This window comes from Bacillus sp. CECT 9360, from assembly GCF_918741275.1.
Classification (GTDB): Bacteria; Bacillota; Bacilli; order Bacillales; family DSM-1321; genus Peribacillus.
The window spans coordinates 254,458-276,716 of the sequence record NZ_CAKKNA010000002.1; the positions used below are offsets into that span (position 1 = coordinate 254,458).

16 protein-coding genes are annotated in these 22,259 nt (G+C 43.9%); 9 read left to right on the forward strand and 7 right to left on the reverse strand.

Annotation, left to right across the window (positions count from 1 at the left end):
* The first annotated feature begins 45 nt into the window (after nucleotides 1-45).
* The 7 genes from addB (at nucleotide 46) to LQ216_RS03265 (ending at nucleotide 12,436) form a co-directional block, all read left to right on the forward strand.
* Nucleotides 46-3,546: a helicase-exonuclease AddAB subunit AddB gene (gene addB, locus LQ216_RS03235; RefSeq protein WP_230126675.1), complete on the forward strand. Its 3,501-nt coding sequence runs from the start codon at nucleotides 46-48 to the stop codon at nucleotides 3,544-3,546.
* On the forward strand, nucleotides 3,543-7,325 hold the full coding sequence (gene addA / locus LQ216_RS03240) for a helicase-exonuclease AddAB subunit AddA (RefSeq protein ID WP_230126676.1): 3,783 nt from the start codon (nucleotides 3,543-3,545) through the stop codon (nucleotides 7,323-7,325). Before addB ends, addA begins: the two co-directional genes overlap by 4 nt.
* Before the next feature lie 131 nt (nucleotides 7,326-7,456).
* The gene (locus LQ216_RS03245; protein ID WP_230126677.1) at nucleotides 7,457-9,049 is read left to right on the forward strand and encodes a long-chain-fatty-acid--CoA ligase; all 1,593 of its coding nucleotides are present in this window, start codon (nucleotides 7,457-7,459) and stop codon (nucleotides 9,047-9,049) included.
* Between the two features lie 278 nt (nucleotides 9,050-9,327).
* The gene (locus LQ216_RS03250) at nucleotides 9,328-10,527 is read left to right on the forward strand and encodes a DUF418 domain-containing protein (RefSeq protein WP_230126678.1); all 1,200 of its coding nucleotides are present in this window, start codon (nucleotides 9,328-9,330) and stop codon (nucleotides 10,525-10,527) included.
* The gene (locus LQ216_RS03255; protein ID WP_230126679.1) at nucleotides 10,524-11,048 is read left to right on the forward strand and encodes a DNA topology modulation protein; all 525 of its coding nucleotides are present in this window, start codon (nucleotides 10,524-10,526) and stop codon (nucleotides 11,046-11,048) included. The genes LQ216_RS03250 and LQ216_RS03255 overlap by 4 nt, the downstream gene beginning before the upstream one ends.
* Before the next feature lie 60 nt (nucleotides 11,049-11,108).
* Nucleotides 11,109-12,005 carry a fumarylacetoacetate hydrolase family protein gene (locus LQ216_RS03260; protein WP_230126680.1) on the forward strand — a complete coding sequence of 299 codons (897 nt, stop codon included), beginning with the start codon at nucleotides 11,109-11,111 and terminating at the stop codon, nucleotides 12,003-12,005.
* 86 nt (nucleotides 12,006-12,091) lie between these two features.
* Nucleotides 12,092-12,436 carry a YisL family protein gene (locus LQ216_RS03265; protein WP_230126877.1) on the forward strand — a complete coding sequence of 115 codons (345 nt, stop codon included), beginning with the start codon at nucleotides 12,092-12,094 and terminating at the stop codon, nucleotides 12,434-12,436.
* Nucleotides 12,437-12,782: 346 nt separating this feature from the next.
* Here LQ216_RS03265 and LQ216_RS03270 read toward each other — a convergent pair whose 3' ends face one another.
* The gene (locus LQ216_RS03270; RefSeq protein ID WP_230126681.1) at nucleotides 12,783-13,355 is read right to left on the reverse strand and encodes a DUF2777 domain-containing protein; all 573 of its coding nucleotides are present in this window, start codon (nucleotides 13,353-13,355) and stop codon (nucleotides 12,783-12,785) included.
* A 211-nt stretch (nucleotides 13,356-13,566) separates the two neighbouring features.
* Between LQ216_RS03270 and asnB the strand changes: the two genes are divergently transcribed.
* A complete protein-coding gene (gene asnB / locus LQ216_RS03275) occupies nucleotides 13,567-15,420 on the forward strand; it encodes an asparagine synthase (glutamine-hydrolyzing) (protein WP_230126682.1) in 1,854 nt (617 codons plus the stop codon).
* A 27-nt stretch (nucleotides 15,421-15,447) separates the two neighbouring features.
* Here asnB and LQ216_RS03280 read toward each other — a convergent pair whose 3' ends face one another.
* Nucleotides 15,448-16,809 carry an MATE family efflux transporter gene (locus LQ216_RS03280; protein WP_230126878.1) on the reverse strand — a complete coding sequence of 454 codons (1,362 nt, stop codon included), beginning with the start codon at nucleotides 16,807-16,809 and terminating at the stop codon, nucleotides 15,448-15,450.
* A gap of 239 nt (nucleotides 16,810-17,048) precedes the next feature.
* On the opposite strand from LQ216_RS03280, the gene LQ216_RS03285 reads away from it, so the two are divergent.
* Nucleotides 17,049-18,584, forward strand: a complete 1,536-nt coding sequence (locus LQ216_RS03285) for an alpha-amylase family glycosyl hydrolase (protein ID WP_230126683.1) — start codon at nucleotides 17,049-17,051, stop codon at nucleotides 18,582-18,584.
* A gap of 70 nt (nucleotides 18,585-18,654) precedes the next feature.
* On the opposite strand, the gene LQ216_RS03290 is transcribed toward LQ216_RS03285, so the two are convergent.
* The 5 genes from LQ216_RS03290 to LQ216_RS03310 form a co-directional block, all read right to left on the reverse strand.
* A complete protein-coding gene (locus tag LQ216_RS03290) occupies nucleotides 18,655-19,053 on the reverse strand; it encodes a VOC family protein (RefSeq protein WP_230126684.1) in 399 nt (132 codons plus the stop codon).
* A gap of 284 nt (nucleotides 19,054-19,337) precedes the next feature.
* Nucleotides 19,338-20,207 (reverse strand): SDR family oxidoreductase, encoded by an 870-nt coding sequence (locus LQ216_RS03295; RefSeq protein ID WP_230126685.1) that lies wholly within the window; start codon nucleotides 20,205-20,207, stop codon nucleotides 19,338-19,340.
* Between the two features lie 317 nt (nucleotides 20,208-20,524).
* Nucleotides 20,525-21,016, reverse strand: a complete 492-nt coding sequence (locus tag LQ216_RS03300; protein WP_230126686.1) for a YajQ family cyclic di-GMP-binding protein — start codon at nucleotides 21,014-21,016, stop codon at nucleotides 20,525-20,527.
* A 125-nt stretch (nucleotides 21,017-21,141) separates the two neighbouring features.
* On the reverse strand, nucleotides 21,142-21,273 hold the full coding sequence (locus LQ216_RS03305; RefSeq protein ID WP_230126687.1) for a DUF3941 domain-containing protein: 132 nt from the start codon (nucleotides 21,271-21,273) through the stop codon (nucleotides 21,142-21,144).
* 65 nt (nucleotides 21,274-21,338) lie between these two features.
* On the reverse strand, nucleotides 21,339-22,205 hold the full coding sequence (locus LQ216_RS03310; protein ID WP_230126688.1) for a DegV family protein: 867 nt from the start codon (nucleotides 22,203-22,205) through the stop codon (nucleotides 21,339-21,341).
* Between the last annotated feature and the right edge of the window lie 54 nt (nucleotides 22,206-22,259).

Consider the following 22,259-nt stretch of genomic DNA (forward strand, 5'->3'; position numbering starts at 1 on the left):
AAGCCGCTTTATCAGGCTGCAAAGCGGGATGAAGGAGGAAAAAGTATGTCACTCCGTTTTTTACTCGGAAGATCCGGGACGGGAAAAACAACAAGAATTCTTGATGAAATCCGCGGCAAGTTACAGGAAGACGCGGAAGGAAACCCGATCATTTATCTTGTTCCTGAACAAATGACGTTCTTGTCTGAATATAAATTGATTACAACACCGGGACTCGATGGTATGATCCGTTCTCAGGTGTTTAGCTTTACCCGGCTAGCGTGGCGCGTGTTGCAAGAAACCGGCGGGATGAGTCGGACCCATCTCGATAGTGTCGGGATGAACATGCTGATCCGCAAGATTATTGAAGAGAAGAAAGATGACTTGAAAATGTTCCGCCGTTCTTCTGAAAAGCAAGGCTTTATTGCCCAGCTCGAAGAAATGCTGACGGAATTTAAACGCTACTGCATCAATCCGGAAGAAATCAGGGAATTCATGGGGGACCCGGCCCTGCAGACGGATAAAGAAATAAATGGGGGACTGGAAAACAAGCTCCATGATCTTGAAATCATCTATCAGGCTTTTGAGGATGAATTGGTCGGAAAATATTTAGATTCCGAGGATTATTTTAAGCTGCTCGTTGAAAAGATGGCTGAGTCCCCTTATATCGCAGCAGCCGAGATTTACATTGACGGTTTTTACAGTCTCACGCCCCAGGAATTGCTTGTTGTTGAAGAATTAATGAGGCTGAGCAAAGGCATAACGGTGTCCTTGACGCTCGACCAGTCTTATAAACACAATCAGCCCGAAAACCTGGATCTTTTCCGGCAAACAGCCGGACTCTATCACAGTATTTATAGGGCAGCGGAACGGCTCGGGATTTCCTGTGAAGAAGACATCATCCTATCTAGCCCGAAACGATTTGCCCAAAGTCCGGCTTTACAGCATCTCGAAGCGAACTTTGCGATCCGCCCCGCCCGAACATTCCTGGAGGAAACAGCTGTCACTTTATCCCCTGCAGTGAATCGACGGTCAGAGATTGAAGGAACGGCGCGCACGATTTTAAGACTGGTCCGTGAAGAAAATTACCGCTGGAAAGACATTGCGATTTTAGTCCGTAATGGTGATTCTTACCATGATATCATCCAGACTGTTTTCCGGGATTTCCAGATTCCGATTTTCATTGATACGAAGCGTTCGATGCTGAATCATCCATTAATAGAATTGATTCGTTCCACGCTTGAGATCCTGCTTGCGAATTGGAGATATGAACCGGTTTTCCGTTCTATTAAAACAGAGCTTCTCTATCCGATTGACCAGAGTCAAAATAGCATGAGAGAGCAGGTGGACAGGCTTGAAAACTATGTGCTGTCCCGGGGAATCAAAGGTACTAAATGGACATCCAAGGAGCGCTGGGTCTACCGGAGGTTACGGGGGCTCGAGCTTGATGAACGAATACAGACGGATAAGGAGAAGCGTACAGAGGACGAACTGAATGAACTGAAGCAGCTTTTCACCGAACCGATTCTCCGCTTGTCACGCCGTCTGAAACGGGCCGGGAGCGGAAGGGAATATTGTGAAGCTCTATATTTGTACTTGGAAGAATTGCATATTCCGGAAAAACTGGATAAATGGAAATTCGAAGCGGAAGATAAAGGCGATTTGGTTTCAGCCCGCCAGCATGAACAGGTCTGGGATGCGGTAGTGAAGCTGTTGGACCAATTTGTCGAAATGCTGGGTGATGAGCCGATCAGCTTGAAACAGTTTTCGACAATTATTGAGACTGGCATAGAGTCGATGAAATTTTCGCTCGTCCCTCCGGCGATTGATCAGGTACTGGTGGCGAATCTCGACCAATCGCGTCTGGATGATATAAAGGCGGCATTTGTCATTGGGCTGACAGAGGGAGTATTACCGGGGAAAGCAAGCGCTGACGGCATCATTTCTGATAGTGACAGAGAGACGTTAGCACAGGCAGGCCTGGAGGTTGCACCAAGTTCGATAATCCGTCTGATGGATGAGGAGTTTACGGCCTATAAGGCTTTTATGACCCCATCCCATCAGCTCTATCTCTCATACCCTCTTGCTGATGAAGAAGGAAAATCACTATTACCGTCTTCATATATTAAGAGAATAAGAGAAGTGCTTCCGAATCTGAAGGAAAATGTTTATACGGGCGACCCGTCAGATTTGCCGGCATCCCTGCAGGCAGAGTATGCCGCTAATTATGATGTCGCTTTATCCTATCTAACAGCCCAGCTGCAGCTGAAAAAAAGAAATTATCCAATCCATCCGCTTTGGTGGGATGTATACAATTCATATATGGATAACGACATCATTAAACCCGAAGCGGAACGAGTGCTGTCAAGCTTATTTTATCAAAACAAGGCGAAGAAATTGTCAATGGATACGAGCACGAAAATATACGGGGAAAATATTACGACGAGCGTTTCACGTATGGAAATGTTCAACAGCTGTGCGTTTTCACATTATGCAGCCCACGGGTTGAAGCTTCAGGAACGTAAAATATACCGGCTTGATGCACCAGATATCGGAGAGATGTTTCATGGTGCGCTTAAGCTGATTTCGGATTATTTACGGGATCATAATATTTCCTGGGCATCGCTGTCAAAGAGGCAGTGCCTCCAGCTTGCAAAAGAAGCAGTGGATAGGCTTGCCCCGAAGCTCCATAATGAAATCCTGCTGAGCACAAACCGCCATCACTACTTGCGGAGAAAGCTTGAGGACGTAATTGGACGGGCATCGATGGTGCTCTGCGAGCATGCAAAAAACAGCGGCTTCTCGCCAGTTGGCCTTGAACTTGGATTCGGGAAGGACGGTCAGCTTCCACCGCTTTCCTTTACTTTGAAAAACGGGACGAAAATGGAACTAATCGGAAGAATCGACCGCGTCGATAAAGCGGAAGAAAACGACAGCGTCTACTTGAGGGTGCTTGATTATAAATCCAGTGAAAAGGATTTGAACGCCAGTGAAGTCTATTACGGGCTTGCCCTCCAGATGCTTACCTACCTCGATATCGTGATCACCCACTCGCGTTCGTTAGTAGGCAAAGAGGCCTTCCCTGCAGGCGCCCTGTATTTCCACGTTCATAATCCGGTCGTGAAAAGTAACGGAATGCTCGGACTTGATGAAATCGAAAAAGCGATTTATAAAAGCTTCAAGATGAAAGGGCTTTTGCTCGGTGATCCAAATGTGATCCAGCTCATGGACAAATCTCTTGAAACCGGCCAGTCTGAAGTGATTCCGGCCGGCTTTAAAAAGGACGGCAGCTTACAATCAAAATCAAAGATTGCGAGCATGGAAGAGTTCTCGCTTTTGAAAAATCACGTCCGGACTATATATCAGGATGCTGGAGAGTCAATCATTGGCGGAAAGGTTGATATCAAGCCTTATAAATTAAAAGATAAGATCCCGTGTACGTTTTGTTCTTTCAAATCGGTCTGCCAGTTCGATCAGACACTGGAAGATAACCAGTTTAGAATCTTAACACCAAGAAAACAGGATGATGTATTGGAGATCTTGCGGAGGGAGGCTGCTGTTGAATGAGTAAAACAATGATTCCGGCAAAGCCGGCGGATGTTACCTGGACAGAGGATCAATGGAAAGCAATCTGGGCGAAGGACCAGGATATTCTCGTAGCGGCAGCTGCTGGATCCGGGAAAACGGCCGTGCTCGTCAACCGGATTATTCAAAAAGTCCTTTCAGAAGAGGAACCGATGAACGTAGACGAATTGCTCGTCGTGACCTTTACCAATGCTTCCGCAGCGGAAATGAAGCATAGAATCGGAGAGGTGCTTGAAAAAGCAATCAATGAAAATCCGCATTCTCAGCATTTGCGAAAGCAATTGAGTCTCATTAACCGGGCCTCGATTTCGACGCTTCACTCGTTTTGCCTGGAGGTTATAAGGAAATATTATTATCTGACTGAAATCGACCCCGGGTTCCGGATTGCCGACTCTACAGAAGCAGAATTGCTCCGCGATGAAGTGATGGAAGACTTGTTCGAGGAGCATTACAGCCATAGTGATAATGAATCCTTTTTTAAGCTGGTGGATGCCTATACGAGCGACCGGAACGACGCAGCCCTGCAAACCATGGTGCGCTCGCTCCATGACTTTTCAAGGTCGCATCCCAACCCGGATCAATGGCTTGATAATCTTATTGGAATGTATGATGTCAAAGAAGATGCTCGAATCGAAGATCTTATTTTTCTCGACGCTCTCACTTTTGACATTAAACTGCAATTAGAGGCGGCAAAGGATTTATTGCAGCAGGCGATGGATCTAACGGTAGTACCGGGCGGACCTGCGCCAAGGGCTGAAAACTTCATGGACGATCTGGCAATCGTCGAGCGGCTATATCAGGCCAATCAACAGTCGTGGAGTAAGATGTACGAGGAGATGCAGTCCTGGAAATTCTCGACCGCCAAACGCTGTTCCGGAGATGATTACAACCAAGACCTCGTTGAATTAGCGACAAAACATCGTAACAAGGCAAAGAAAATGCTTGAAACATTGAGAAGCGAGCTATTCTTGAGAAAACCTGAGAGTTTTATTCGCGAGATCCGCGAGCTCAAAAACTATGCAGAAACGCTTGTCATGCTTGTTAAGCAGTTTGATGAACGTTTCTTTGCGGCAAAAGCAGAAAAGAATCTCGTTGATTTTTCAGATTTGGAGCATTATTGCCTCGACATTCTAACCGGTGAATACGCGGGGTCTGCAAGGATTCCGTCAATCGCAGCAAAAGAGTACCGCAGCCAATTTAAAGAGGTGCTCGTCGATGAGTACCAGGATACGAATCTTGTCCAGGAGTCCATTCTGAAATTGGTGACAGCGGATGGCGAAGATAGCGGGAATATGTTTATGGTTGGTGACGTAAAGCAATCGATTTACCGCTTTCGTCTGGCGGAACCAAACCTGTTTCTCGGCAAATACACACGTTTCACCCATGATGGCAATGAGACGGGCCTCCGGATCGATTTGAACCGAAATTTCCGAAGCCGGAAAGAAGTTCTGGATGGCACGAACTTTTTGTTTAAGCAGCTGATGGGAGTTACTGTGGGGGAGATTGAGTATAATGATGATGCTGAGCTAAAAAAGGGAGCATCCTATCCGGAGGAAACCTATAATCCAATCGAACTTTATCTGATTGATAACAGTAGCAATGAAGAAGAAATGCCAGCTCTTGCATCGGAGGATGAGGAAGATACATCTGATACGGTATTTGATACTGAGGAACTGGAAAACGCTCAGTTGGAAGCGAGAATGATGGGGAGACTCATCAAAAAAGCGATTCATGAAAAACAGCAAATATTCGATGCGAAAACAGGCACATACCGTTCCATCACATACCGCGATATTGTCATTCTGCTGCGTTCAATGCCGTGGGCTCCGCAGATTATGGAAGAGTTTAAGAGACAAGGCATTCCTGTGTATGCCAATTTATCAACAGGCTATTTTGAGGCGACGGAAGTAGCGATCATGGTTTCTTTGCTGAAAGTGATCGATAACCCGCAGCAGGATATCCCGCTCGTTTCCGTGCTTCGTTCACCGATTGTCGGCCTCAACGAAGAGGAATTAGCACAAATCCGGCTATTTAATTCCGAGACCTATTATGAGGCGATGGCTGATTTTTGCAGAAATGCTGATCCTGCTGAATATCCCAGATTCCATGAAAAGGTAGTATCATTCAATCGCAAACTGGCCAAGTGGAGACAACTGGCGATACAAGTTGCACTTTCAGATTTAATTTGGCAGCTCTACCGCGAGACGGGATTTTATGATTTTGCCGGCGGCATGCCGGGAGGGAAACAACGCCAGGCAAATCTGAGGGCCTTATATGATCGTGCAAGGCAATACGAAGCCAGCTCCTTCCGCGGCTTGTTCCGTTTCTTGCGCTTCATTGAAAGAATGCAGGAGCGAGGAGATGACCTCGGGGCTGCTAGAGCGCTTGGCGAGCAGGAAGATGTCGTCCGGTTGATGACGATCCACTCCTCCAAAGGGCTTGAGTTCCCTGTTGTCTTCATCGCGGGGCTATCGAAGCAATTTAATATGATGGATATCAGGAAATCCTATTTACTGGATAAAGATTTCGGCTTCGCTTCCAAATATGTTAATCCCGAGCTTCGGATCACCTATCCATCGCTACCTCAACTAGCGTTCAAAAGGAAAAAGCAGCTGGAAATGATAGCTGAGGAGATGCGTGTACTTTACGTTGCCTTAACAAGAGCAAAAGAAAAATTGTACTTGATCGGGACTGTTAAAGATGCGGAAAAAAGCCTGCAGAATTGGTTAGCGAGTTCCGCGCATGGCGATTGGCTGTTAAAGGACTATGTCCGGGCAGGTGCTAAAAGCTATATGGACTGGATAGGCCCGGCAGTGATTCGGCACCGTGACAGCAGCAGTTTAATCGACAATCAGGATACCGTGTTCCGGCGTAACGAAGAAATTTCTGCCCATCCTTCAAACTGGCTGATCCAAGTTGTTCCAAATGCGGAATTGCAAGCAGTGGAGGATGAAGAGGCGATAGAACAAGAAAAGCTTTTAGAATCCGTAAGGAATGCGGAGAGAGTAAACTCGGAATCAGAATATAAAGGAAAGATTCTCGAACAATTAAACTGGAGCTACTCCAATAAGGACGCGTCCGTTCACCGTTCCAAGCAATCGGTGTCTGAATTAAAGCGGCAGGCTGAATTCAAGGATGACCAGAGTTCGACAGAGCTGCTTCGGAAATTCAAGCGGCCGATTTTGACAAGACCGGCTTTTATGCAGGAAAAGGCGTTGACCCCTGCCGAAAAAGGAACAATCACGCATCTGATTATGCAGCATATCGATGTGGAGAAGCCTGTCACGGAAACTACCGTGGATGAAGTCGTTGAAGACTTGCTTAAGCGTGAGTTGATAACAGAGGAACAAAAAGCAGCTGTCGATACCTCAGTGGTTGTACGTTTCTTTGAAAGTGATATCGGCCGGCGGATGCAACAAGCTTCTTCCGTCAGGAGAGAAGTACCGTTTACGATGGCATTGCCGGCAAATGAAGCCTATAATGACTGGAAAAAGGGCGAAGAGCTTATTATGGTTCAGGGAATTATCGATTGTATTTTTGAAGACGAGCAGGGGACGCTTGTTCTCCTGGATTATAAAACAGATGCGATCACAGACCGGTTTGCAAATGGATTCGAGGGAGCAAGGGAGATTCTCGCGGACAGATACCGTCTACAGCTTCAACTATATACACGTGCCATTGAAAGCATTTTGAAGAAAAAGGTGAACGAACGATATTTATTTTTCTTTGACGGGGCACATTTACTTGAAATGAATGACTGATGGAAAAGGCGAAACCTCGAGGTTTCGTCTTTTTTATAGCTTACGGTGCTTAAGTTACTGTTTATTTAATAAGTGATATGCTAGTATAAAAATAATTTAGAATTTTTAAAACTTTAGCCGAGGTGAAGAATATGAATGTACCTTTAGTGTTGCCGGAATTTCTGGACAGGGCCGTATCTTTATACGGAGATAAGCAAGCTGTATTTTGCGATGAAAGGGTGTTTACATATCGGGAATTAAACGAAAGAGTCAATCAGCTTTCACACGGTTTAAGGGACCTGGGAGTAAGAAAAGGGGACAGGGTTGCCTATTTGGCACCGAACACGGTTGAAATGCTTGAGGGATTCTATGGAGTTTTCCAGCTTGGAGCCATCATGGTGCCGCTCAATATTCGTTTAACGCCTGAAGATTATTTATTTATCCTGAACCATAGTGAATCAAAGGTTCTACTTGTTGACCAGGATCTATACCACATGATTCAGCCAATTAAAGATCAACTTGAGACCGTCGAGCATATTATCGTTCATTATAAAGAGACGGATACAAATGAAACCGATTACAACGGATGGCTGGCAAGGTATTCCGGTGCCTCATTCGATCGGGCAGACCTCGATGAAAATGATGTCTGTAGCCTGCTTTACACTAGCGGCACGACAGGCAATCCGAAAGGCGTCATGCTAACACATCGCAATAACTATCTGCATGCATTAAGTACAATGCATCATTTACGGGTAAGCGACCGGGACGTTTACCTCCATGTCCTGCCGATGTTCCATGTAAACGGATGGGGCTCCCCCTTTTACTATACAGCAAATGGCGCGACCCATATTTGCCTGAAAAAAGCTACACCGGAAGCTATTTTTACAGCGTTGAAAGCTCATAAAGTATCTGTCTTGCATATGGCTCCAACGGTATTGAATTCACTGCTGCAGTATTATGAAAAAAATGCACCTGTAATGGAACAGGATGTGCGTGTCGTGATTGCGGGTTCTGCACCGCCGCCGGCTTTCGTGACAAGGGTGGAAAAAGAATTAGGCTGGGAATTCGTCCAGGTATACGGAATGACCGAATCTACCCCATTAAGTCTGGTTTCGACGATTCGCTCACAGTTTGCACATCTTCCGCTTAAGGAGCAATCCAGAATGAAAGCAAAGGCGGGGCATCCAATGATCGGTTCCATTGTAAAAGTGATGAACGAAAATGGGGAAGTGGTAGCCCATGACGGAAAAGAAATCGGTGAAGTGATTGTAAGAAGCCATGGCGTCATGAAAGGGTATTGGAAAAATGAAGAAGCGACCATGGAAACGATCAGAAACGGGTGGCTTCACACGGGAGATATGGGGACGGTGGATGAATACGGCCATATCGATATCGTCGACCGGAAGAAGGACATTATCATTAGCGGCGGGGAGAATATTTCCTCCATTGAAGTAGAAGGGGTCTTGTATGAGCACCCGGGAATCTTGGAAGCAGCTGTCATCGCTGTCCCCCATGAGAAATGGGGGGAAACACCGCATGCCTATGTGGTATTAAGAGAAAACCAAGCCATAAGCGAAGCGGAAATCATTGCTTTCTCCAGAGAGAAATTGGCTCACTTTAAAGCAATTACAGGCGTAACGTTAGTGGGTGAGCTTCCAAAAACAGCCTCCGGGAAAATCCAAAAGGTTCACCTTCGGAATGAATATTGGAACGCCAAAGGGAAAACCGAGCGATTTATCAACTAAAACATACAAAAACTGCTCTTTTTAGTAAAGGGCAGTTTTTTTTGCAGAGAAATGAAGATTCCACTTTTTTATAGCGGTTATAGAGGTTTACGAGTGGTTATGGAGAATTACGAGCCATAATTGAAATTTACGAGCGATTATCCAATTTTATGAGCGGCGCCTCAAATTTACGAGCGATGCCCTAAATTTTTTATTTACGATTTTAAAGGATCTGCCGTACTTTACGGGAATCGTCCATTTAGTATAATGATAGTAAATCGAATGGACTGGGAGTTGTGATGATGAACAATGTGCAAGAAGCCGAAAGGATTGTAAGCATAGATATTCTCAGAGGGTTTTCAATATTGGGGATCTTTCTTGTCAATATGCCAGCCTTTCATACGCCGATGTTATACATAAATCCATTGAGTTGGTGGGATAAGAATCCGGATCGAATTCTCTATATTTTAACGGATATCTTTGCCCAGGCGAGTTTTTATCCTTTATTTTCCTTTTTATTCGGCTTCGGAGCGATTTTGCTTGCTGAGAGAATAAATCAGCGGGGCCAATCCTTTCCGCTTCTCTTTTCGAGAAGGATGCTCGCACTGCTGTTGTTTGGCTGTATTCATGCCTTCCTCATCTGGCATGGGGACATCCTGATTAATTATGCATTATTTGGGTTTATTTTTATTCTTTTTTATAAGCTGAGCGGTAAATTACTGTTGATTTTAGGTGCCCTTATTTATCTCATTCCTTTCCTTATGTTAGCCATGCTTACGATAGCGGCACAAACATTTGGAATGGATGGGCTGGAGATTCCTACAGATCAGGAGGCAGTCAGGCAATCGTTGGAAGTGTATCAAAATGGGACATTCATAGAAATCATGTACCAGAGATTCAATGACTGGTATTCAGTGAATAATCTCGTGAGTGCGATTATCTTATTTTTATCGATATTCCCACTGTTTTTGCTCGGAACAGGCTTTGCGAAGTTACGGCTACTGGAACGGCCCGACGTTTACAGAACACATTTACGCATCATCATGGCTGTGTCACTTGTATTAGGCTTGCTTTTTAAGCTGATTCCTTATCTAACCGCTAATAATTATGCAACTGTCTTTTTACAAGACACATTCGGCGGGCCCATGCTGTCTTTGTTTTATATAACGGCAATTACGCTGCTGCTGCAAAGAAATCTCATTTATAAGGTTATGCTTCCTTTTTCGTATATTGGCAGACTTTCGATGAGCAATTATCTTTTTCAATCAATAATTGGGACTCTGATTTTTTACTCATACGGTTTGAGCTTCTACGGCCGAGTCTCTTTCACCACGGGTTTGGTGCTTGTAGGTGGAATTTTTGTGATCCAGATACTGGCCAGCAAATACTGGCTTAAATATTTCCTGATGGGGCCTATTGAGTATGTATGGCGGGTATTTACGTATTGGAGAAAGCCTTCGATCAGAAGGATTAAGCATGGAAAAGGGGGACAGCATTGAAGAAGATTATGATTCTGGGTTGCCCGGGAGCAGGGAAATCTACTTTGGCAAAAAGATTATCCGGAATTCTGCATATTCCTGCCATCCATCTGGATGCGCACTTTTGGCAGCCAGGCTGGATTGAGATGCCGAGGGAAAAATGGCAGGCAAAACACGAGGGTCTTATGGCGGGAGATTCATGGATTATGGATGGACATTATAGTACTACGATAGGTAACAGGTTTGTAAATGCCGATACGGTCATATATCTTGAGTTTCCGACTATCGTATGTCTGTATAGAATTATTAAGAGGAGATTTCAATACCACGGGGAGACTCGACCTGACATGGCTTCCGGATGTCCTGAAAAAATCGATTGGGAGTTTTTTAGCTATGTCGCTACTTTCAATCGGCAAAAGGCACCTATCTTAAAAGAGAGGATAGCAAGCCTGTCAGGCAAAAAAATTATGGTGTTAAAAAATAGGAGACAGATAGAAGCATTTCTGAAACAGACTAATAGATTTGCCACCAGTAAAGAGTAAATGACACGGCAATACAGAAGTATTTGCTACACAAGTGTACATAAAAGGAGTGAACGAATAATGAAGTTTGCGACAGTCCAGGTCAACGGTGAAAATAAAATTGTCATGTCAGACAAAAATGAATCAAAGTTTTTACTTCTTCATGAAGCTGCAAAAAGAATCGGAGACCCATCCCTTTCATTACCTGCAACGCTTCTGGAATGCATTCAGGAGGGGGAAAGCTTTATCGAAAAAGCCAATAAGCTTTTTCAATCAGCGGACGATGCTTCGTTGTTTATTGCTGAAGCAGATTTCGAATGGCAAGCGCCGATTCCCCGGCCGGCGAAAAACATTTTCTGTGTCGGCAAAAACTATGCGGAACATGCGATTGAACTTGGAAGCGAAGCGGACATCCCGCAACATATCATGCTTTTTTCAAAAGCACCGACAACAGTCATTGGGCATAAAACGGCGATCCCGAATCATCAGGGAGTTACGGATGAACTGGATTATGAAGGCGAGCTTGCCATTGTGATTGGCCAATCCGGCCGGGCCATTAAACAGGAAGAAGCGCTGGATTATGTGTTTGGATATACGATTATCAATGATGTGACAGCCCGTGACATGCAGGCTAAGCATAAGCAATTCTTGCTTGGTAAAAGTCTGGACGGGTCATGCCCGATGGGTCCCTTTATCGTCCATAAATCAGTGATTGATGACCCAAATCATCTTCAAATCGAAACCAAGGTGAATGGTGAAATACGCCAACAGTCCAATACAAAGCAGTTTATTTTCCCTGTGGAAGAAATTATCTCAGTGATTTCAAAAGGGATGACCCTTGAGCCAGGCGATATCATCGCCACCGGCACACCTGCGGGAGTGGGTAAAGGATTCAATCCACCTAAATTTCTTCAATCCGGCGATTCCGTCGAAATCACCGTTGAAAAAATTGGGACGCTCGTTAACAGTATCGAATAGAGCGGTTTTAAATTTTGTTTTTCCATAATTGTCTATGATATGATGTAGGAGATTATTGATTTAGGAGGAATTTTAACATGGAAGGCATGACTCATATTCATATCACGACCTGGGTAGTCGCCCTGATCCTCTTTTTTGTAGCAGTGTCTATGAATAAGGATGCAAAAGGCTTTAAAATCGTACATATGATTCTGCGCGTTTTTTATGTGTTGATCATTCTTACCGGCTTCGCATTAATTGGCAGCCAATTTGGGTATTACGCAATTAAGGCGATTGTAGGTATCATCGTCATTGGAATGATGGAAATGATCCTCGTACGTTCTAAAAAAGGAAAAAGCACAGGAGCTTTATGGGCAGTGTTTGTCGTTGCCTTTGCAGCTGTACTATATCTCGGACTATCCTTGCCGCAAGGTTTCCAACCATTTGGTTAAAAGTAAAGCACCGTCAAAATTTGACGGTGCTTTATTTAATGAGTTTCGTAGCGGGAAATTCGTTTTTGTAGTGAGTTTCCAGCAGAAAGTAGCCGGTTTGATGAGTTTTGTAGCGAGATTTTCAATTTTGTAGCCAGTTCTAAATTTCATAGCGGGAAATTCGTTTTTGTAGCGAGTTTCCAGCAGAAAGTAGCCGGTTTGATGAGTTTTGTAGCGAGAATTTTAATTTTGTAGCCAGATCTAGATTTCGTAGCGAAAATTTCATTTTTGTAGCGGGTTTTCACGAGAAAGTAGCTGTTTAGAGGGAGCTGCATCAAAATCAAAATCAGCTGCTAAAATGCGCTACTCAAGAGGGCTGTGAATTCAGTTTTTCAATCACAATTCGCTTACCCGTGTTCAGGGTGAACTCAAAGCGGTCATGCTCATTTTCCGAATAGCAAAAGTGATGCTGGACGGAACAAAGCAGGAGGCCATTATCGAAAACAAAGAAGTTGACGCCGGATTGGGTCGCGGCTTCCCTCAGGAAGGTGAGCTGGTTATAGCTGTATATGCAGTCATATACGGAGAAATCGAGTGAATTCAAGGTGGTAACAAACTGAAAGAAAGAATCATCATTCAGTTCGTCGAGCAACCTTTCAAATGAATAAATAAGTTGTTTTCGGATGCGAATCTGTTCGCCATTCTGTAATTGAATCAGCTGATTGTTATGTTTAACGGCACCATTTTCCTCGATGCAGCCTTTGCGCCAGCGGTTTCCTCTAAATACCTCGATATCATGCTCTACATAATCCTCAAAGGAAGAGGCCTCATCGGTTTCATTATCAAAGAATATCCATTGGTGATTAATGTATTCCACCGTTCCTTCTGAAAATGCCCTGGTTTGGCGGTTGAAAAGTTTATCTCTATGCTGCTGACTCATATATTAGACCCTCCAAAAAGTGGTATACCTCACCTTCTTCTTTGACAATTTCCAAGGAAAATATAACTCCTTCATTTTATTAGCGGGACAATTAACCATCTTTTTTTTTCTGCATAGGCTAATTTATACAAAAAGCTGCTTTGCTCATCTTTTCTTAAACGAGTGAGTACTGATGAATTTTTATTATCGGGTTCAGAAAGGATGATAACGTATGTGTGGGATTACGGGATGGGTCGATTTCCGGAAAAATGTTGGCAGAGAAATAGAAGTAGTGGAAAAAATGACGGAAACACTGGCGAAACGCGGTCCCGATCAATCAAATGTATGGGCCGACACTCATGTGGCTTTTGGTCACAAGCGTCTGACTGTCGTCGATCCTGAGGGCGGCAGCCAGCCAATGCTGAAGGAAGATCACGACCGCGAGTTCATACTGTGTTATAATGGCGAACTTTACAACACGGAAGATATCCGAAAAGAACTATTATTAAAAGGATATTCCTTTAAAGGCCATAGTGATACAGAAGTTTTGTTAACTTCTTACATCGAATGGAAAGAAAAGTGTGTGGATTTTTTTAATGGGATTTTTGCTTTTGCGATTTGGGATGCAAAAGAGCAGAAACTGTTCATGGCAAGAGACAGATTGGGCGTCAAACCGTTATTTTATAAGGAGCATGAAGGGGGCTTTCTTTTTGGATCAGAAATGAAAGCAATTTTAGCCCATCGGGACGTAAAGACAGAAATTAGCGGGGATGGGCTTGCTGAGATTTTTGGCTTAGGGCCGTCCCGCACTCCGGGGTCAGGGGTTTTCCGCGGGATTCAAGAATTGCGTCCCGCCCATGCTTTAACCCTATCGGCGACGCAAGGATTACGAATATGGCGCTACTGGAATGTTAAAAGTGAAGAGCATACCGACACGTTGGAGGAAACGGCAGAAAAAGTTCGTTTTCTGGTCAATGATGCAGTCACCAGACAGCTTGTTTCGGATGTACCGCTCTGTACATTTTTATCAGGTGGAGTGGATTCGAGCGCGATCACGGCGATTGCCGCAAAAAGCTATAAGGAGGCAGGTCAAGGCAGGCTTCATACGTATTCGATTGATTATCAAGACAACGATTTGTTCTTTCAGGAGAATGATTTTCAGCCGAATTCTGATGGACCGTGGATAAAGATGATGTCTGATGGCTTTCATACCGTCCATCATAGTTCGATTATTTCACAGGAAGTTCTTGGCGATTATTTAACTGAAGCGGTTCACGTAAGAGACTTGCCGGGAATGGCGGATATCGATTCCTCGCTGCTCTGGTTTTGCAAGGAAATCAAACGCGATTTCACGGTAGGCTTGTCAGGCGAATGCGCTGATGAAATATTTGGAGGCTATCCATGGTTCCACAGAAAAGATGATCTAAGCAGGAAAGGGTTTCCGTGGATGCGTTCGACAGAAGCTAGGGTGTCCCTTTTGAAGAAGGGCTGGCAGGACAAATTAAAACTGGAAGAATACGTGCAGGATAAATACGCCCAGACCGTGGCGGAAACACCGAGGCTCGAAGGGGAAACATCTGAAGCGGCAAACCGCAGGGAGTTATTTTATTTAAATATCCTTTGGTTTATGACAACGCTCTTGGACAGAAAAGACCGGATGAGTATGGGGGCGAGTCTTGAGGTGAGGGTCCCATTTGCCGATCACCGTCTTGTTGAATATGTCTGGAATATTCCATGGGAAATGAAGATGATTGGGAACATGGAAAAGGGGATTCTTCGAAAAGCCTTGGAGGGTATTTTGCCTCAGGAGGTGCTTTACCGGAAGAAGAGCCCATACCCAAAAACGCATAACCCGGCCTATACAGATAAAGTCCAATCCTGGCTGAAGGAAATCCTCACTGATCGCAATTCTGCGCTTCATGAGTTTTTTGAAAAAGAAAAGCTGCGCGATATCATCGAATCAAAAGGGGAATCCTTCGACATCCCATGGTTCGGTCAGCTCATGTCAGGGCCTCAGCTCCTTGCCCACCTGGGACAAATTCATGTTTGGTTTAAAGACTATGACATTCAAATTATCGAATCATAGTAAACAGGGACTGGCGGACAGTCCCTGTTATTCGTTTATTTTAGCTTCTGAAGGGACTATAAAACTCTTTTTCATCCAGACTTTAGATTTCCATCTCCACAGCATCAATAAGCCTCGTAACCATTCGTCGGCAGCAAAAGCGATCCAAATTCCGATCAGTCCAAGGCCAAGTTTGATTCCGAGCAAATAGGCAAGTGTGACGCTCACACCCCACATCGATAAGATTCCGACATAAACAGGGAATTTGACATCGCCGGCAGCTCGCAATGAATTAATAATCACCAAGTTAAAAGAGCGGCCGGGCTCAAGAATGATCGTCAGCAAGATTAAGATACTTCCCGTCGCTATGATGCTTTGATTACTGGTGAAAATGGATAACAATGGTTTGGAGAATAGAGAGAATATTAGCGCAAACAAAGTAGATAGGATCATGGCCAGCCTAAGACTTCTCAGGCAGCGATGATAGGCTTCTTCGTATTTCTTTCCTCCAATCATGCGGCCAATCAAGATTTCTGTCCCTTGGGCGATGGCAACAGCAAACAGATAGATGAACATCATCAGATTTTGGGCGTATACCTTGGTTGTCAACGCATTGGTACCCATGATGGTAACGAAATAGGTGATGACCATTTGAGACCCATTATAGGAAAGATGCTCTCCCGCGGAGGGCAGGCCAATAGCAAGAAGATTTTTCATATGACGGGAAGGCAGAGAAAAAATTTTTTTAAATGGCAAGCCTTCTGGGACACGTTTTACCAGCAAAAATAGAATGACAGCAAACCCGATGAACCGGCTAACTGCCGTAGATATCGCAACCCCCTCAACGCCTAAGATTGGAAGGCCAAAAGGACCATAAATGAATATGTAGTTTCCGATAATGTTTAAGATGTTCATTCCTAAGGTTACAAACATGGCGTCCCTTGTGAACCCATAGCTTCTGATTATCGAGCCTGCGGTCATGATCAAGGCCTGGATAAACAAAAAACCTCCGACGATACGTAAATAGGCATCTGCTTCATCCAATAGTTCAACCGGCAAATCCATCAGCTGGAGCAGTGGCTTGCTGAAAATGACTAGAATAACACTTAAAAGCAAACCGAAAATGAGGTTGGCTGCCAGGGAAACGACGGAGACAGCGCTTGCTTCATCTTCCCTGTTTGCCCCTAGACTTTGCGCTACGAGAACGGAAGAACCAATGGCAACAAAACCGAACATGACGATGATAAGCGACAGAATTTGATTGGCGACACCCACAGCGGCAACGGATTGATCGGAATATTGGCTCAGCATGAGTGTATCCGCGTTGCCCATCAGCATATGGAGGGAAATCTCAATGAAAATCGGCCAAGTAAGGGCGAAAAGAGTCAATTTGTTTTTTGGTTTATCCATCATGTCACACATCACCCCATTGTCATTCTGTTGGCCGAAAAACATAATCTTAGATATTAAGATTATGTTTTCCTCTGTACATTATACAACTACATAGTTATTAGTAAATCGCAATCATTTATGCCAGAAAAATTCTTTGAATTGTCACAAGTCCGTGGGAAATTCATTTTTTCGTTTGACGGTCAGGTGACAAAAGGCTAATCTTAAAGGCGTAGATAAGTATAGTAGGAGGAGCGGACATGCGAAAAAGAGTGCTGTCACTCGTTTTGGTTCCGTTTCTTCTTTTTTACGCCCTTCCCGTAGGAGCTGTTGAAAAAGAAGAACGCAAGTGGCAAGACGAGGTCATTTATTTTTTAATGATTGACCGGTTTAGCGATGGAAATCCAAGCAATGCTGAGGATGTTGACGTTAACGACCCGGATACATATAACGGTGGTGATTTCAAAGGAATTGCTGAACGGCTGGATTACCTGAAGGATATGGGGTATACGGCCATCTCGCTTACGCCAGTATTTGATAATGAAGACAGGGGCTATCATGGTTACTGGATAAACGATTATTATCAGACTGACGAGCATTTTGGAACAATCGAAGATTTTAAGAAGCTCGTAAAAGAAGCTCATAAGCGGGATATGAAAGTTATGACGGAGTTTGTTGTCAATCATGTAGGCCCAAATCATCCATGGTTGAGTGACCCTGAAAAAGAAGATTGGTTTCATGAAAAAAGGGACGTGACAAACCCTGACGACCCAGAGGATATCGAGACTGCGTGGATCGATGGTTTACCGGACCTGAACCAGAATAACCCGGAAGTCAGGAGCTATTTGCTGGATGCAGCAAAATGGTGGATGACAGAAACAGGGGTTGATGGCTACACCCTTGATGGGATGAACTATGTGCCAAAGGACTTTTGGAGTGACTTTTCAAAAGCAGTAAAATCCGAGAAAGAGGATTTTTATTTGTTGGGTGAAGTGTTGCATAATGATGCGGAAATAATCTCTGGTTATAAAAATACAGGCATAGACGGATTCCTAGATTTTCCGTTAAATGAGAATTTAAGGACTGCTTTCACGGAACCGGACCAAAGTCTCGACGGACTATTTTCCATTTATAATAGAAACGAATCATTATTTGATAAACCCGAACTGATGAGTAACTTCATGGACAATCATCAGATGGCCCGTTTCACGAACGACGCTGTTTTAAAGAAACAGCAGCCTGGAACGCGCTGGAAAATGGCGCTGTCCTACTTGTATACAGTTCCGGGAATACCGATCGTTTATTACGGCTCAGAAATTGCGATGAACGGTGATAAGGTGCCGGGAAATCGCCAGTTAATGGCATTCAAGGCGGAGAAAGAGTTAATCGATTACATTACCAAGCTGGGAGAACTCAGACAGCAGCTTCCGTCCTTAACAAGAGGAGATTTTGAACTTTTTTATGAAAAAGCGGGCATGGCCGTTTTTAAGCGAACTTACAAGGATGAAACAGTCGTTGTGGCCATAAACAATACCTCTAAATCACAGACGGTCACCCTTAATGAAGGGGTTTTAGCAAAGAATCAGGAATTGAGGGGCTTGCTTGAGAATGATCTTGTCCGGAGCAAAGGAGACAGTTATACCATCATTCTTGACCGCGAAAAGACAGAAGTGTATGCCCTTGCTGATAAATCAGGTTTGAATATTCCATATATCATAATTATGGGAGTCGTGTATGCTGCATTTATTGCATTCATCATCCTGGTATGGAAAAGGTCAAAACGCAGGAAAACATAAAGGGAGCCCTCGGGCCCTGGGTGATAGATAAGAAAGCGAAGAAAATGTGAAATCTTTCTTCGCTTTCTTATCATTGGTCTTTGGATAGATTAAGCTCCCAGGTAACGCCGTACTTATCCGTCACAACCCCATATCTTGAATTCCAGAACGTATCTTGGAGTTCCATTTTCACTTGACCTGCACGAGTTAATTCCTGATAAATCTTGTTGATTTCTTCTTCCGTTTCCAAGTCGAGCATTAGCCATATATTTGTTCCGTTTGTTAATGGACGAAATACATCTGCAAAATAAATGATACAAGACGAATTGATATGTAATTCCGCGTGAATGTATTTACCTTCGTGGCCATTGAAACCTTCGATTCCGTCTGCCAATTGGGTGTTTATGATCTCTCCGCCAAATACTTGTTGATAGTAGTCCAAAGCATCCTTGCAATTTTCCAGATAAATGTGAGGTAACAATCTTTTCATCGTTTTAACCTGCCTTTGTTTTTAGTTTTCTCAAGAATATCTTTCTATATTATTATCCAAATTACCTGCCTATTAAAAAAGCGTCAACAAAATTGTGGAAATTTCTGGATAGATGAGACGCTTTTAGTATTTAAACGAACACAGAGTTTTTTTAAATGCAAGTCATGGTGATTTAAACGAAACACATTTTCGGTATTATTTTAGCCACGCAAAAAAACCAGCCAAATCGGCTGGTCAGTGCCTGAGAAAGTACCCATCTTCTCTACACAAGCTGAAGTTCCGGGTTATCCATTCACAACGCTGCCGCCGTTCACATGGATAATCTGGCCGCTCACATAGGAGGAATCGTCGCTGCCGAGGTATACATAAGCCGGTGCGAGTTCCTCGGGCTGTCCTGCCCGTCCCATAGGACTGTCTGTGCCGAATTTGGCTACCTGGTCCTCCGGGAAGGTCGAAGGAATGAGCGGTGTCCAGATTGGTCCAGGCGCCACACCATTGACACGTATGCCGTCCTTGACGATCGAATTGGACAGAGCCCTTGTCAAGGACACGATCGCGCCTTTCGTGGAAGAGTAATCAATCAGCTGCGGGTTACCTTGATAAGCTGTGATGGAGGCGGTATTGATGATGCTGCTTCCTTTTTGCATATGAGGAAGGGATGCTTTTGTGAGATGGAACATGGAAAAGATATTCGTTCTGTAGGTTTTTTCAAGCTGTTCGGCGGTTATGTCTAAAATGCTTTTTTGTGGATGTTGCTCTGCAGCGTTGTTCACAAGAATATCTACCGTGCCGAATTCACCAACCGTTTTCGCAACAACTTCCTTACAAAAGCTTTCGTCACCAATATCACCGGAAAGAAGAAGGCATTTTTGCCCTTCCTGTTCTACTAATTCTTTCGTTGTTTGGGCGTCATCATGCTCGTCCAGGTATACGATTGTTACATTTGCGCCTTCTTTAGCATAATAAATCGCAACGGATTTCCCAATCCCGCTGTCACCTCCGGTAATAATCGCTGTCTTGCCTTCTAATTTCCCGCTTCCTTTATACTCGGATTTCACAGATTCGGGGTTTGGGCTCATTTCCGTCTCAATGCCAGGCTGACGCTCCTGGTGCTGTGCCGGAAATCCTTGTTTACTTTTCTCCTGACTGCTCAAAAAAAATCCCTCCAATTATTTGTTCTCCTCTTACATATTCCATTCATTGGAGCAAGGAAAACATGGAAAGATTTAACACCATATGTTTTTAAAAAAAGGCTCTGTTAAACGATAATGTTGTTTTTGGGAAGGGAATCTGCGAGACTCCTGCGGAAAAACGGGCTGGCAAGACCCCGCAGCGAGGTACGAGTGAGGAGGCTTGCCAGTTCGTCCGCGGAAAGCGAGTAGATTCCATGACCATTTGAAAATCAACAATGGAATTTAACAGAGCCAAAAAAAAAACAGCTGCGGCGAATCGCCATACAGCTGTTTCCAAACTAACGATAGTTTAAAAATTGTACATCAATGGATAAATCGGCTTCACGGATAGCGGCCATGATGCCCTGAAGCTCATCCCTGCTTTTTCCTGTTACGCGAATTTGATCATCTTGAATCTGGCTTTTCACCTTTAAGCCGCTGTTTTTAATGATCGTGTTGATTTTCTTGGCCTGCTCTTTATCGATTCCCTGGACGAGCTTTGCCCGCTGGCGGACGGTTCCGCCCGATGCTCCTTCAATTTTGCCGTAATCAAGGTTTCTAATCGGAACATCCCGCTTCACAAGCTTGCTGATTAGAACATCCTTCAACTGGTCCAGCTTATATTCATCATCAGAAACTAAAACCAGTTCTTCTTTATCAAGAGTAATATCACTTTTGCTGCCTTTAAAATCATAGCGGGTTTTGATCTCCTTCAATGCCATGGTCACGGCATTGGTTACCTCTGAAAAATCAACCTTCGAGACGATATCAAATGAACTTTCCTTTGCCATACTCTACCTCCAGCTGGGATTATTTTCTTTCTTTATTATAGATAATCACTGTAGGGATGACAACTGAAGCATTTTAAAATCAGAAAACAGCAGGGGCCCTTTAAGAGAGAGGGACCCCTGCTGTTTTATTTATGATCAGTTTTTTTGGAATAAGAGTGTTTGCCTGCCTGCCTGTTTTTTTCACGAAGTTCGTTTCTCCGTTCATTGAGTGCCTGATTATCTTTAGGCCTTTTATCGTCATCTGTTGTTCTGGACATGGTTATTACTCCCTTCATCAATTGTCTATTTAGTGTTCGTTAAAAGAAAAGGGAGTATGTATCCTTCATTCCTGTGGCGGCAGTTCGTTTAGAAAATATACAGCCATCGTTCCAGGGCCGACATGCGAGCCAATCGCAGAACCAATCGTATTGATGAGAAAATTGCTTGTCCCGAATTCATCCTGGATTGCTTGTTTCCATTCAAGGGCCGTTACCTCATCATCCCCATGGCTGATCCCTACAGTTTGAGTGTTTATTTCAACACCGCGTTCATGCATTAGCTCTATCACACGCTTTAGCAATTTCTTTTTGCCGCGAATTTTCTCGATGGGAATCAATTTACCTTCCTCAACATGAAGAAGCGGTTTAATGTTTAACAAGCCACCGACAAAGGCTGATGCTTTTGAAACTCGTCCGCCTCTTGCAAGATACTCAAGATCATCGACAGTAAAAAGGTGTTCCATGTGCTTGGCACGGAAGGAGATATCCTTAAGAATTTCTTCCTTTGAGGCACCTGCATTAGCCATTTGGGCCGCTTTATATACAACAAGACCATAGCCTACAGAGGCGCATTTGGAATCGATCACTTCGATGTCTAGTTCCGGGTAATCCTCTTTTACCTGGTTTAAAACCATAACAGCTGTTTGATATGTACCTGATAATTCAGAGGAGATAGCAACATAAATTCCCTGTTTCTTCTGCTGGGCAATCTCTGTAAATATCTTCAGGAAATTTTCCGGTGATACCTGGGACGTTTTCGGAGCTTTTCCTTCCCTCATTGCATCGTATATTTCTTTTGGCTGAATCGTTTTCAAATCCTCGTAGGTCTTGTCGTCTATGAGAACCTGTAAAGGAGCTAAATTAACATTATTATCTTTATAGAATGACAACGGGAGGTCACACGCGCTGTCTGAAATTATCTGTATAGTCATATTAAACACCAGCTTTCCTTTTTAAGATTTTTCTACTTATTTCTTTGTATATTA

Coding starts and splice junctions, on each gene's coding strand:
- addB (WP_230126675.1), top strand. CDS start 46: ATGTCACTCCGTTTTTTACTCGGAAGATCCGGGACGGGAAAAACAACA.
- addA (WP_230126676.1), top strand. CDS start 3,543: ATGAGTAAAACAATGATTCCGGCAAAGCCGGCGGATGTTACCTGGACA.
- LQ216_RS03245 (WP_230126677.1), top strand. CDS start 7,457: ATGAATGTACCTTTAGTGTTGCCGGAATTTCTGGACAGGGCCGTATCT.
- LQ216_RS03250 (WP_230126678.1), top strand. CDS start 9,328: ATGATGAACAATGTGCAAGAAGCCGAAAGGATTGTAAGCATAGATATT.
- LQ216_RS03260 (WP_230126680.1), top strand. CDS start 11,109: ATGAAGTTTGCGACAGTCCAGGTCAACGGTGAAAATAAAATTGTCATG.
- LQ216_RS03265 (WP_230126877.1), top strand. CDS start 12,092: ATGACTCATATTCATATCACGACCTGGGTAGTCGCCCTGATCCTCTTT.
- LQ216_RS03270 (WP_230126681.1), bottom strand. CDS start 13,355: ATGAGTCAGCAGCATAGAGATAAACTTTTCAACCGCCAAACCAGGGCA.
- asnB (WP_230126682.1), top strand. CDS start 13,567: ATGTGTGGGATTACGGGATGGGTCGATTTCCGGAAAAATGTTGGCAGA.
- LQ216_RS03280 (WP_230126878.1), bottom strand. CDS start 16,809: ATGGATAAACCAAAAAACAAATTGACTCTTTTCGCCCTTACTTGGCCG.
- LQ216_RS03285 (WP_230126683.1), top strand. CDS start 17,049: ATGCGAAAAAGAGTGCTGTCACTCGTTTTGGTTCCGTTTCTTCTTTTT.
- LQ216_RS03290 (WP_230126684.1), bottom strand. CDS start 19,053: ATGAAAAGATTGTTACCTCACATTTATCTGGAAAATTGCAAGGATGCT.
- LQ216_RS03300 (WP_230126686.1), bottom strand. CDS start 21,016: ATGGCAAAGGAAAGTTCATTTGATATCGTCTCGAAGGTTGATTTTTCA.
- LQ216_RS03305 (WP_230126687.1), bottom strand. CDS start 21,273: ATGTCCAGAACAACAGATGACGATAAAAGGCCTAAAGATAATCAGGCA.
- LQ216_RS03310 (WP_230126688.1), bottom strand. CDS start 22,205: ATGACTATACAGATAATTTCAGACAGCGCGTGTGACCTCCCGTTGTCA.